This is a genomic window from Exiguobacterium sp. Helios, from assembly GCF_014524545.1.
Taxonomy (GTDB): domain Bacteria; phylum Bacillota; class Bacilli; order Exiguobacteriales; family Exiguobacteriaceae; genus Exiguobacterium_A.
Genome location: NZ_CP053557.1, coordinates 2,589,097 through 2,601,903, shown reverse-complemented (window position 1 = coordinate 2,601,903; position 12,807 = coordinate 2,589,097). Strand labels below are relative to the sequence as shown.

At 50.4% G+C, this 12,807-nt stretch carries 13 protein-coding genes; 12 read left to right on the top strand and 1 reads right to left on the bottom strand.

What is annotated here, in order from left to right; translation table 11 throughout:
* The first annotated feature begins 47 nt into the window (after nt 1–47).
* Entirely contained in the window at nt 48–869 is an 822-nt protein-coding gene (locus tag HNY42_RS13520; RefSeq protein ID WP_188004643.1) for a DUF2785 domain-containing protein, read from the top strand.
* Nucleotides 870–1,038: 169 nt separating this feature from the next.
* Here the strand turns inward: HNY42_RS13520 and HNY42_RS13515 are convergent, their stop codons facing one another.
* Nucleotides 1,039–1,680, bottom strand: coding sequence for a class I SAM-dependent methyltransferase (locus HNY42_RS13515; RefSeq protein ID WP_188004642.1), 642 nt, complete (start codon nt 1,678–1,680; stop codon nt 1,039–1,041).
* Nucleotides 1,681–1,865: 185 nt separating this feature from the next.
* On the opposite strand from HNY42_RS13515, the gene HNY42_RS13510 reads away from it, so the two are divergent.
* The 11 genes from HNY42_RS13510 (at nt 1,866) to HNY42_RS13460 (ending at nt 12,756) form a co-directional block, all read left to right on the top strand.
* On the top strand, nt 1,866–4,283 hold the full coding sequence (locus tag HNY42_RS13510; protein WP_188004641.1) for a 3-hydroxyacyl-CoA dehydrogenase/enoyl-CoA hydratase family protein: 2,418 nt from the start codon (nt 1,866–1,868) through the stop codon (nt 4,281–4,283).
* Between the two features lie 17 nt (nt 4,284–4,300).
* Nucleotides 4,301–5,491 (top strand): acetyl-CoA C-acetyltransferase, encoded by a 1,191-nt coding sequence (locus HNY42_RS13505; RefSeq protein ID WP_131502164.1) that lies wholly within the window; start codon nt 4,301–4,303, stop codon nt 5,489–5,491.
* Entirely contained in the window at nt 5,488–7,272 is a 1,785-nt protein-coding gene (locus tag HNY42_RS13500) for an acyl-CoA dehydrogenase family protein (protein ID WP_188004640.1), read from the top strand. Before HNY42_RS13505 ends, HNY42_RS13500 begins: the two co-directional genes overlap by 4 nt.
* 75 nt (nt 7,273–7,347) lie before the next feature.
* Nucleotides 7,348–7,803: a DinB family protein gene (locus HNY42_RS13495; protein ID WP_131972337.1), complete on the top strand. Its 456-nt coding sequence runs from the start codon at nt 7,348–7,350 to the stop codon at nt 7,801–7,803.
* Between the two features lie 36 nt (nt 7,804–7,839).
* Nucleotides 7,840–8,193 (top strand): arsenate reductase family protein, encoded by a 354-nt coding sequence (locus HNY42_RS13490; RefSeq protein ID WP_188004639.1) that lies wholly within the window; start codon nt 7,840–7,842, stop codon nt 8,191–8,193.
* Nucleotides 8,194–8,257: 64 nt separating this feature from the next.
* Complete coding sequence (gene gcvH, locus HNY42_RS13485; RefSeq protein ID WP_114595154.1) at nt 8,258–8,641, top strand: glycine cleavage system protein GcvH; 384 nt, start codon at nt 8,258–8,260, stop codon at nt 8,639–8,641.
* Between the two features lie 101 nt (nt 8,642–8,742).
* A complete protein-coding gene (locus HNY42_RS13480) occupies nt 8,743–9,021 on the top strand; it encodes a thioredoxin family protein (RefSeq protein ID WP_131972339.1) in 279 nt (92 codons plus the stop codon).
* 549 nt (nt 9,022–9,570) lie between these two features.
* Nucleotides 9,571–10,209, top strand: coding sequence for a class I SAM-dependent methyltransferase (locus HNY42_RS13475; RefSeq protein WP_131972340.1), 639 nt, complete (start codon nt 9,571–9,573; stop codon nt 10,207–10,209).
* Between the two features lie 3 nt (nt 10,210–10,212).
* A complete protein-coding gene (locus tag HNY42_RS13470; RefSeq protein WP_114595157.1) occupies nt 10,213–10,677 on the top strand; it encodes an S-ribosylhomocysteine lyase in 465 nt (154 codons plus the stop codon).
* Entirely contained in the window at nt 10,674–11,597 is a 924-nt protein-coding gene (locus HNY42_RS13465; protein WP_188004638.1) for a PLP-dependent cysteine synthase family protein, read from the top strand. The genes HNY42_RS13470 and HNY42_RS13465 overlap by 4 nt, the downstream gene beginning before the upstream one ends.
* Complete coding sequence (locus HNY42_RS13460) at nt 11,590–12,756, top strand: bifunctional cystathionine gamma-lyase/homocysteine desulfhydrase (RefSeq protein ID WP_188004637.1); 1,167 nt, start codon at nt 11,590–11,592, stop codon at nt 12,754–12,756. The genes HNY42_RS13465 and HNY42_RS13460 overlap by 8 nt, the downstream gene beginning before the upstream one ends.
* The last annotated feature ends 51 nt before the right edge of the window (nt 12,757–12,807 follow it).

Sequence of the window (12,807 nt, the reverse complement as noted above, 5' to 3'; positions counted from 1 at the left end):
ACGGGGAAGCAAAATCTTTCTTCACTTACTACAGAGGAGGCAGCGGCATGTATGTAACGGAGCAGCAGTTGAAAGTGCAATTGCAACAAGAGAACACGGTGATTTCGGAGGAATTGCTGGAACAGATGTTGTACCATATCGGCAGTTTGGACCCGGTCCTTCGGGATGAACTGATCTTTTCACGACTTGCGGAATGGATCATGTCAGAAACGTTTACCGTAGCATCTGCCAAACAAATTGTGTCGTTTGTCCTCAGTCCGGAGGGATTGTTTTATCAATTGAAAACTTCGAACGAGACGGCCGTGTTCACCCGGTCCTTCTCAGCACTGCTCCTTGCGGTTGTGCTGGAAAAAGACGCTGCAGATCCGCAACTGGATGAGACAATCTACGACCAGCTTTCTGATCAGCTGTTGCTGTATCTGAACAACGAAACCGATTTCCGGGGACAGGTGCCATCTTACGGCTGGGCTCACAGCATTGCCCATATTGCGGATGCGTACCAGGTCTGGTTGGCTCATCCCCGCTGTCGAGTAGCGCAACAACAGCCGGCAATCGTCCGCTTTATCGAAATTTTGACAACGCCTGTATATCATTTCATAGATGAAGAGCACGAGCGTGTGATTTCCGCTTGGATGGTGGCACGGGAGCAGGGTATTGCAGACGAGACATTTTTTGCAGGATTGGAGTCGGCGGTTAAACCCTGGCTCGATGTACCGGTGACATGGAGTGAGGAACGATTTAATCTGCTCCGGAATACCAAACAGTTGTTACAAGCCTTTTACTTCCGCGTTAAATGGCAGGACAAGACGTCGACTCTTCCGGAACGGATCGAACACTTGCTGTTTCAAATCCATCAACGGTATCAGTAAACGAAAAACAGACGTGTCCACTCGACTTCTGCGGGAAAAGGAAGCTAGCTTCCGTCAGGGACAGGCAAGACCCGGTCATCGTTAGATGGGCGCGGCTTGCGTCCCGCCCGAGAAAAGCGGGTGGACATACGTCTGCTTTAGAACTTATGATTTTTTGGTTCTTCAGCACTCAATCCGTTTCCCGCGTCCGAAACGCAAATAAACAGGAAAACGCATGGGCCTGATCAAGCAACCGGTGACCAGTCATGACGGCACCTTCCTTTTGAATGACGGCTTCCTCAAGCAACGTCCAGCCGAGTTCGTCTGCCAGTTGGACCAGTTCCCACGGCATCATCGTATTGCCCATCGGTGCGTCTTCCCCGTGCAGGCGGCGGTACGATAACGCCCGTGGTGCTGCTGTTGGTCCGAGCAGACTGATGACGACGAGTGGGGAAACGCGACTGATTTCTTTAAGTACCGTGACGGGACGCGTTGACCATTCGAGCGAATTGACGGCAAGGACGACGTCAAACGTATCATCCGCAAACGGTAACGCTTCGCCGGTTCCGACGACGAAGTCGAGTGCCGGTGATTTGTCACGGGCGATCCGGATCATTTCTTCGGACAGATCAAGTCCTGATACCTGAAACGCGTCTGCGAGCAACCGGCAGGCCGCACCGTCACCGCATCCCAAGTCGAGTAAGTTGCCGGACGTAATGACGGACTTCAGAAACGGAATAATCGTTTTCCGGCTGCCCGACGTCCACATCATCTCCGAACGATCGGCCCAGTCGGTCGCTTTTTGATCCCATAATTGTTCTGTCGATTTCATGAGAACTCCCCCTTTTGATTTCAGTCTAACAGGAAAATTTGACCAATAGCTGATTTTTTATTGCTACTGAATGATAATTCATTTATGATGGAGATGTAGAAGGAAGCAGTGGAAAAACGGACGGCTTCTTTTTTTGTCAGAATAATGAATGGTTGTTCATTCAATTACGAATCAGGGGGTCTATCATGGCGAGTCAAATCGGTCAGCCGACCACAGTACACACGACGAAACATATTCAATTCGCCGTCATTATCGGTTCAGGGGTCATGGGTGCAGGGATTGCCGCACACCTCGCGAACGCGGGAATCCGGACATTGATGCTTGATATTGTACCAAAAGAATTAACGGCGCAGGAGACGAAACAAGGATTGACGCTTGATGATGCATCAGTTCGTTCACGGATTGCCCGCGACAACCGGCAAAAGTTGCTCAAACAAAATCCGGCACCACTGGCTTCCAAACAATTGATTGAGTTAATCGAAGTCGGAAATCTCGAAGACGATCTCGGACGTCTCAAAGAAGCCGACTGGGTGATTGAAGTCATCGTCGAACGGCTGGATGTCAAACAACAGTTATTCGCAACAATCGAACCGTTCTTACGCGAAGATGCGATCGTCAGTTCCAACACGTCAGGGATTTCAATCGAAGCGATGCGCGAAGGGCGCTCGGAATCGTTTAATGCCCGGTTCCTCGGGACGCACTTCTTTAACCCGCCGCGTTACTTGAAGCTGCTCGAACTGATTCCGACACGTGATACCAATCCGGAAGTCGTCCAGTTCATGAAACAGTTTGCCGAAGAACGTCTCGGTAAAGGCGTCGTCATCGCAAAAGACACACCAAACTTCATCGGCAACCGGATTGGCACATACGGGTTGCTCGTCACGATGGATGAAATGAAAAAAGGTGGCTATTCGATCGGGGAGGTCGATTCCGTCACTGGACCATTGCTCGGTCGTCCAAGCTCCGCGACATTCCGGACGCTTGATGTCGTCGGGATTGATACGTTCGTTCACGTTGCCAATAACGTGTATGACCTGTTACCGGACGGAGCGGAAAAAGACATGTTTGCCGTACCGGCAGAAATGAAACGATTGGTTGACGAAGGGTCACTCGGGGCGAAGTCGGGTCAAGGCTTCTACAAAAAAGCCGGCAAGCAGATCCTCGAACTCGATCTAACGACTTTTGAATACGTTGAAAAGAAAGCGCTTACCGAACCGTCGATCGGTCAGGCAAAAGCTCTTCTGGGCGCTAAAAATAAACTGAAAGCCGTTGTCTTTGCGAAGGACCGTGTCGGTGCGTTACTTTGGCCGATCCATGCGAAAACATTGCTGTACTCGGCGCAACTGACACACGAGATTGCGGATGAAATCAAAGCGATTGACGAAGCGATGAAATGGGGCTTCGGTTGGAAGATGGGACCGTTCGAGACGTGGGATGCCCTCGGCGTCGAGAAGACGGTCGCGAAGATGAAACAGGACGGATACGATGTCCCGACCTGGGTCGATGAGATGCTCGCAGCAGGCGTCACCAGCTTCTATAACGAAGACGGTCAGTTTTACGATGCGCAGTCACAAAAATATGTCGGCAGTGCGGTCAATCCGAAAGAAATCCGTTTACGCGACGTCCGCAAATCAAACGGCGTCCTGCTTGAAAACAACGGTGCCCGTCTGCTTGATCTGGGAGACGATGTCGCCGTCCTTGAATTCACGTCGAAGAGTAACGCGATCGGCGTCGATATCATGCAGATGATCGAACAGTCGATTGATCTCGTTGAAAAAAATCATCGGGGTCTTGTCATCGCCAACGACGGCAAAAACTTCTGTGTCGGGGCGAACCTGGCGATGATGTTGATGGAAGCAGAGGATGAAAATTGGTTCGAACTCGACTGGATCATCAACAAGTTCCAGCAATCGATTCAGAAAATCCGTTATGCATCGCGTCCGATCGTCGTCGCGCCGCAAGGGATGACGCTTGGAGGTGGAACGGAGATCTCGCTTCCGGCAGCCCGTTTGCAAGCCGGTCTTGAAACCTATATGGGACTCGTCGAAGTCGGTGTCGGTCTGATTCCGGGGGGCGGCGGAAACGTCAACACGTATCGCCGTCTGCTTGAGAATACACCGGACGGACTCGTCAACATCGAAAAAGCCGCACAGAAGACGTTTGAGAACGTCGCGATGGCAAAAGTTTCGAAATCGGCTTTTGAAGCACGGGAACTCGGTTATGTCCGGACCGTCGATCAGATTTCGATGAACCGTGACCACCTGACGTTTGATGCAAAACAACTGGTGCTTGAGCTCGACCGGACCGGTTATACGGCACCGGCCCATGCGAAGATTCCGGTCGTCGGCCGCGCCGGGAAAGCAACGCTTGAACTCGCGACCCGTGAAATGTTCTACGGCGGTTATATTTCGGAACACGATTTAAAAATTGCCAGCAAACTCGCACACGTCATTGCCGGTGGGAACGTCTCGTTTGGCACACACGTCGATGAACAGTACATGCTCGATATCGAACGGGAAGCCTTCTTGAGCTTGATCGGCGAACTGAAAACACAACAACGGATGCAACATATGCTTGTCAAAGGCAAGCCGCTTCGTAACTGATGACTGGGGGGATTCGAATGAAGGAAGCAGTAATCGTCGCCGGTGCACGAACACCGGTCGGCAAAGCAAAAAAAGGATCATTTAAATCAATGCGTTCTGATGAACTCGCAGGCATCGCCATCAAAGAAACGTTGAAACGTGCGAATTACACGGGAGCAATCGATGATGTCATTCTCGGATGTGCCTTGCCGGAAGCGGAGCAGGGAATGAACATCGCCCGTTACGCGTCCGTCCTCGGTGGACTGTCGCACGAAGTACCGGCCATCACGATCAACCGGTACTGCTCAAGTGGCTTACAGTCGATTGCCGATGCTTCGATGAAAATCATGACGGGTCAAGCAACGGCCGTCATCGCCGGCGGACTCGAATCGATGAGCCAGGTGCCGATGCCGGGGCACGTCGTCCGGCCGAATCCGTCAATCGTCGAAACGGAACCGGAATATTATATGAGCATGGGACATACGGCGGAACAAGTCGCCGCGACGTATCACGTCTCCCGCGAAGATCAAGATGCCTTTGCTCTGAAAAGCCATCAAAAAGCGGCCGCTGCGATTGCGTCCGGCAAATTCGTCGACGAAATCGTCCCGGTGACGGTCACGGAACAGTACGTCAACGATGAGTTGAAGATTGAAGAAAAGACCTGGGTCGTCGAGCATGACGAAGGTGTCCGCGCTGATTCATCACCGGAAGGACTGGCCAAGCTACGTCCGGCCTTCCGCCTCGGCGGCAGTGTCACAGCCGGGAACTCGTCGCAGACATCAGACGGTGCAGCCGCTGTCCTGATCATGGAACGCGAAGAAGCGGAACGCCAGGGACTGCCGATTCTCGGAAAGTTCAAATCGTTTGCGGTCGGCGGTGTCCGTCCGGAAGTCATGGGAATCGGACCGGTCGTCGCGATTCCAAAGGCACTGGAACTCGCCGGCATCACGCTCGAAGACGTCGGACTGATTGAATTAAATGAAGCGTTTGCTTCCCAGTCGCTTGGTGTCATCCGGGAACTCGGATTAAATGAAGACATCGTCAACGTCAACGGCGGCGCGATTGCGCTTGGTCATCCGCTCGGATGTACCGGAACGAAATTGACATTAACACTCTTGCATGAAATGAAGCGACGGAACGTCCAATATGGTGTCGTCTCGATGTGTATCGGCGGCGGAATGGGTGCAGCCGGCGTATTCGAACTAGTTGAAGGAGGAACAGGACAATGAGCCAAACGACAAACGAATTGATTAAAGGTGGAAGTTTTGTATTAGATGAGTTGGCACCGGAACGTCTCTTTACACCGGAGGATTTCTCGGAAGAACACAAAATGGTTGGTGACATGACGGCGAAATTCGTTGAAGACCGTGTCGTTCCAGTCCTCGACCGGATCGAAAAACATGAGTTCGAATTGTCGGTCGGTCTCCTGCGCGAAGCAGGCGAGCTCGGTTTGCTCGGTGCTGATGTCCCGGAAGCATACGGCGGCTATCAAATGGATAAAATTTCGTCTTCGATCATCACGGAGAAGTTTGCCCGCGGCCGTTCGTTTGCCCTCAGTTATGGTGCTCACGTCGGGATCGGTTCGTTGCCGATCGTCTTCTTCGGGAACGAAGAACAAAAGCATAAGTACCTGCCGAAACTGTCGTCTGGTGAATGGATTGCGTCTTACGCGTTGACAGAACCGGGCTCAGGGTCGGATGCCCTCGGTGCGAAGACAACGGCAGTCCTGAATGAAGCCGGCACGCACTACATCCTAAACGGAGAAAAACAATGGATCACGAATGCCGGTTTCGCCAGTCTGTTTGTCGTCTACGCGAAAATCGACGGTGACAAATTTACAGCATTCCTCGTCGAAGGCGAGTACCCGGGCGTCTCGACCGGACTCGAAGAACAGAAGATGGGAATCAAAGGCTCGTCAACCCGGACGTTGATCCTGCAAGATGCGGAAGTGCCGGTTGAAAACGTCCTCGGTGAAATCGGTCGCGGACACGTCATCGCCTTTAACATCTTGAACGTCGGACGGTATAAACTCGCAGTCGGTGCGGTCGGATCATCAAAACGGGCGATCGACCTTGCCGTCCAGTATTCCAATGAGCGGAAACAGTTCAAGACACCAATCAGCTCATTCCCGTTGATCCAGGAAAAACTAGCGACGATGTCAGCGCAGACGTATGCGATGGAGAGCTCGGTCTACCGGACCGGCGGATTATTCCAGGACAGTCTCGATCAGTTGTCGGAAGAAGAGAGCAAAGACGGCAAGAAAATCGCCGATGCGATTGCCGAGTATGCGATTGAATGCTCGATGAACAAAGTGTTTGCATCGGAAACGTTTGACTACGTCATCGACGAAGCGGTCCAGATTCACGGCGGATACGGCTTCATGGCCGAATATGAAGTCGAAAACATGTACCGTGATTCGCGGATCAACCGGATCTTCGAAGGCACAAACGAAATCAACCGTCTGCTCGTACCGGGCACGCTGTTGAAGAAAGCGATGAAAGGGGACTTACCGTTGCTCGCAGAAGCCCAGCGTCTGCAACAGGAAGTCATGAGCTTCATGCCGACGGAAGTCGGATCGGAACCACTCGACCGTGAACGTCATTTGCTTGCGATGATGAAAAAAATCTTCCTGCTGACTGCCGGAACAGCCGTTCAGAAGTATCAGGACAAGCTCCAAGGCGAACAGGAAATCCTTGCGAACACGGCAGACATCATGAGTGCGATCTATGCACTGGAGTCAGCCATCGTCCGGACGGAAAAAGCGATTGCCGCGAAAGGCGTCGAGAAAAACGAATTGAAAATCCGTTACACGGAAGTCTTCGCGCAACAAGCCTTTGAAGGCGTCGAGCGGGACGCGAAGGAAACGTTGTACGCGGCAGCGAGCGGCGACGAACTCCGGATGCTGCTGTCGGCACTGAAGAAGTTCAGCCGGTACCAACCGATCAACTCGATCGGAACAAAACGTTTGATTGCGAAACGTTTGATCGAAGCGAACAAATATACAGTCTAAGTCAGGTTTACCGATTCGCCTTTGCAGGGAAAATCTCTGTAAGGGCGAATTTTTTCATTGAAGGAGGAAGCAAACATGCGACAAGAATTGACGGAACTCCAGTTTGCCATCGACTACTATAAATCACTTGAACGGCTTTCTGATGAAGAATGGGAATTACCGCTTGCCGTCGATAAGTGGACCATTCAGGAATGTGTCAGTCATTTGTTTTTATGGGACCGGTACTATCTCGATCATGCCGTATCCAAGCTGCCGGATGAACGGTTGACGCTTGTTCAGACCGATTATGACGAGTTCAATCGCCTGGCGGTCGAATATGCCCATCATATCGATGCTCTCGCTTTAGTGAAAAAAGCGATCGGTGTACGCCGGGAACTGGTTACGCTCCTCGACCGGCTGACGGACGAACAGTATGAGCGGACGTATGAGGGGACATTTCAGCCAAAAGCGTTTGTCGACTCCTTCATTGCCCATGACCACCACCATCAGGATCAAATCGATGCAGCATTGGCACGCTTGAAACGGGGCTGACCAATCTGCTAATCTGAAGACAGAGGTGATGAAAAAATGGTAACGATGTACGGTTATCCAAAATGCAGTACGTGTGTCAAAGCAAAAAAAGCACTGGAAACGAACGGTGTCGAAGTTGACTACAAACATATCGTCAATGAGACACCGAGTGCCGAGACGATTCGGGAACTCCATCAAAAGAGCGGCGAACCGCTGAAGAAGTTTTTTAATACGAGCGGCCAGTCGTACCGGTCGCAAGGCATCAAGGACCGTTTGCCGGAACTTTCCGAACAGGAGCAATACGAATTGCTTGCAAGTGACGGGATGTTGCTGAAGCGTCCGATCGTCACAGACGGACAAGACGTGACAATCGGCTTCAAAGAAGAACTCTATCAAGGAAAATGGTATTAAGAAGGCTAGTTCATTTGGTATACTGAATGCGTTAGTCCACTATAGATCACAGGGGGAATCGCAAATGAGTCAAGTCAAAGACAATCTACGTTATTCGGAAGAGCATGAATGGGTCGAAGTAACAGGAAACAAGGCACGAATCGGGATTACGGATTTCGCGCAACACGAACTTGGCGATATCGTCTTCGTCGAATTACCAGAAGTCGGCGATACGATTTCTGCCAACGAGCCGTTTGGTTCAGTTGAATCGGTTAAAACGGTATCCGAATTGTACGCACCGATTTCAGGGAAAGTCGTTGCCATCAATGAGTCACTGTCTGATTCCCCGGAACTCGTCAACGAATCACCATTCGAAGGTGCTTGGATGGTCGATATCGAAATCGAAGATGATGCACAAGTAGAAGCGTTAATGGACGCAGCTGCTTACAAATCGATGATTAACGAGTAATACTTACGGAAAAGGCGGCAAGGAAACGATATCGTTTCCTCGTCGTCTTTTTTTCTGTATACTGGCACAAGATAAAACAAAACAGAGGGGGAATGGAACGGATGAAAGAAGTCACACAAGTCCCGGAAAACGGTTTTTTGTATGTCTATGCACCGATGTGTGGGACATGCGCCATCGCCAGTCGGATGCTTGAGATCGTCGAAGCGACAAAAGAGGAAGAATGGATCGTGCAGGCAAACGGAAACTTCATTCCGGACTTTTTAGAGCAAGCGCAGGTCATGAGTGTGCCGGCATTGTTAAAAATTGAAGAGAATCAAGTCGTATCAAGGCTTTACGCTTTTCAATCGGTTCAAAATGTCTTCGCATTCTGTGCCGAATAACAAGAGGAATCCGTCTGAGATTTCTCTTTACGCTAAATTGTCGGAATATTTACAATAATTCATTGACAATGCTAAATTATGAATGGTATATTCATATCAACTTCTAGAAATGCTTTTATAGGAAGTCTGGCAGAGATATGAGTTGGCTGTTGTTTTTCATTCCAGAACCGTTCAAAAAAATCCTGTGTTGTTTGCTTGTCTCCCCTTAAGTCGTCCCCCAAAGACGAAGCGGCGCAAGGAAACCATTCGGGATTCGAGCAGGAGATCTGTCATGAGAGTCCAGTTCAACTGATATGTCGAAAAGGCGCCGCCCTCTGATACGACGAACGAAGAAGTTCGTGTCAGAGCTGGGTTTTCCTTCGTGGCATTTCTAACCACATTATTCGTGTTGCCGGTTCTCCGGCAGCGCCTTTTTTTTGTTTTCAAAAGAATTTAAAGCAGTCGTCTTGCCATTCGTAAATGTCCCTGCTACAATGCGATTAAGGTAAATTACTTTAATTCATATCCGATTAGTCGGAATTAAAAGAGAGATACGGAGGACGAACAGGCATGACAGTACGTTTTATGGATGTTTTTACAGAGTGGGCGTCAACATACGACGACACGGTAACGGGGCATGATCCGGAGTACAAAGAAGTCTTTCGTCGTTATGAAGAAATATTAGATACGGTCGCAACGAAAGCTCTCTCACCGGTTGTTGAGTTTGGTGCAGGAACCGGTAACCTGACGCAACGGTTGCTGGAGCGACATGATCATGTCCTCGCCGTCGAACCGAGTCCGGAGATGCGGGATATTCTCATCAACAAGATTCCGGAACTTCCGGTGCAGGACGGACATTTCCTGTCGTTTACGGCAGATGATGCGAAAAGCTTTGTTTCGACGTATGCGTTTCATCATCTGACGGATGAGGAAAAGGGAGAAGCTGTTGATTTGATGGCGAAGATTTTGCCGCACGACGGAAAAATCGTTTATGCCGATACGATGTTTGTTTCAGAAGAAGCCCGCTTACAAACGATTGCTGAAGCGAAAGCACAGGGATTTAACGGACTGGCGGAAGATTTGGAACGTGAGTTTTATCCACTGATTCCGGTGATGGAACAGATTTTTGCGTCACGCGGGTTTGATGTTTCATTTACACAATACAATCACTTCGTCTGGCTCGTAGAAGCCGAGAAAATGGGGGAATAAATCATGACACTTAAAAAAATGAACGTAGAAAGCTTTAACCTGGATCATACGAAAGTCAAAGCACCATATATTCGCGTTGCCGGATACAAAGACGGTAAAGTCGATCAAGTCGTTAAATACGACATCCGCTTCACGCAACCAAACGTTGAGCAAATGCCGATGCGTGCAATGCACACACTGGAACATTTACTGGCAGAAAACATCCGTAACTATTCGGATGATGTCATCGATGTCTCGCCAATGGGTTGCCAGACTGGTTTCTACATGGCGATGATGAACTTCGATTCGGTCGAAAAAATGAGCGAGCTTGTTGAGAAAACATTAAAAGACGTCTTAGCAGCAGAAGAAATTCCAGCGCAAAATGAAGTCCAATGCGGATTCGCAAGCGCCCACGACCTTAAAGGAGCGAAGCACTATGCCGAGAAAATGCTTGCCGGTCGTGATGAATGGGACATCGTCTTCGGATGATCGCGAAATCAGTTCGCGACCTCGTCGGAAATACGCCGCTCTACGAGATTACTTCATTCGATTTGCCTGCTGGTACGCGGATTTTGGCGAAGCTCGAATGGATGAACCCTGGGGGCAGCGTCAAAGACCGCCTTGGCATTCAACTCGTTGATGCCGCGATCGAACAGGGATATGTGACACCAGGTGGAACGATTATCGAACCGACTGCCGGCAACACCGGCATCGGTTTGGCGCTCGCCGCCAAAAAGTATGATTTACATGTCATCTGTGTCGTTCCGGAAAAGTTCAGCCAGGAGAAACAGACGTTGATGCGGGCACTCGGCGCGACTGTCGTCAACACACCGACTGAGCTCGATATGCAGGGCGCGATTGATAAAGCAAAAGAACTCGGACAAACGATTCCGAACAGTTATGTTCCGCTTCAATTCGAAAACGAAGAAAATCCGGTCACGTATCAGCGGACACTTGGTCCTGAGCTGATGGCGGAACTGGATCAGATTGATTGGTTCGTTGCCGGATGCGGGTCAGGCGGAACGTTTGCCGGAACAGCGGCCTATTTAAAAGAACGTCTCGGGACGAAAGGTGCAATCGTCGAACCGGAAGGCTCGGTCCTCAACGGGGGACCAGCCGGACCGCATAAGACGGAAGGTATCGGGACGGCCAAATGGCCAAGCCTCGTCTCGCGTGACTTAGTAGATGAAATTCATACGATTTCAGATCATGATGCCTTCACGAAAGTCCATGAATTGGCGGCTCGTGAAGGATTGCTCGTCGGCAGTTCGGCCGGCGCGGCACTCGTGGCAGCACTTGATCTGGCACATCGTTTTCCAGGCAGTACCATCGTCACCGTCTTCGCGGACAGTGCCGAACGGTATTTAAGCCAACAAATCTTTGAAAAGGTGGACGAGACACATGCGTAAAAAGACAGCATTGATTCATGGAGGAACAGGCGTCGATCGAGCAACAGGTGCCGTTACACCCCCGATTTATCAAACAAGCACATACAAACAGGAAAAAATCGGTCAGTTAAAAGAAGGATATGAGTATTCCCGGACAGCGAACCCGACACGGACGAGCATCGAACGTCTGATTGCCGATCTTGAAGGCGGTGCACGCGGTTTTGCCTTCGGATCAGGGATGGCAGCGATTCACGCTGTCTTTAACCTGCTCGAATCAGGTGACCACATCGTCATGACCGATGACGTCTACGGCGGGACATTCCGTTTGATGCAGCGTGTCTTACCGAAGTTCAACATCCAAGTGACATTCGTCGATACGACGGATCTCGCGGCGACAGAAGCTGCGGTGCAAGACAACACGAAGATGCTGTATGTCGAAACACCGACGAACCCGTTGTTGAAAGTTACAGATATCGCAGCAGTTGCTGAGATCGCGAAACGCAACAACTTGAAACTTGTCGTCGACAACACGTTTGCGACACCATACCTGCAGCAACCACTCGCACTCGGTGCAGATATCGTTCTTCACAGCGCGACAAAATACATCGGCGGTCACTCGGACGTCGTCGCCGGACTTGTCGTTGTCAACAGCGACGAGCTCGGAGAAGATCTTCACTTCATCCAGAACTCGACCGGCGGTATTCTTGGACCGCAGGACAGCTTCCTGCTCGTCCGTGGATTACGGACGCTTGGTATCCGGATGGATGCAATCGAAGAAACATCACACGATCTTGTTCAGTTCTTAAAGGAACAGGACGTCGTTTCAAACATCTTCTATCCGGGACTGGCATCACATCCGGGTCACGCGACACAACAGAAACAGGCGACCGGTTTCGGCGGAATGATCAGTTTTGATGTCGGTTCAGCAGAAAATGCGGAGAAACTCGTCGAAGCGACACATTTCTTCACATTGGCTGAAAGTCTTGGAGCGGTCGAGAGTTTGATTTCCGTTCCGGCACGGATGACGCATGCGTCGATTCCGGCAGAGCGTCGCGCAGAACTCGGAATTACAGATGGTCTCGTTCGGATCTCGGTCGGTCTTGAGGACGCGGAAGACTTGAAAGAAGATTTGGCACGTGCTTTCAGTCTGCTTCAGCCGGTTTCAGAAAAAACTGTTTGACAAGCAAAATAACCCCTGCTAATATTCAGATTATATTAAAAATAACTAAAT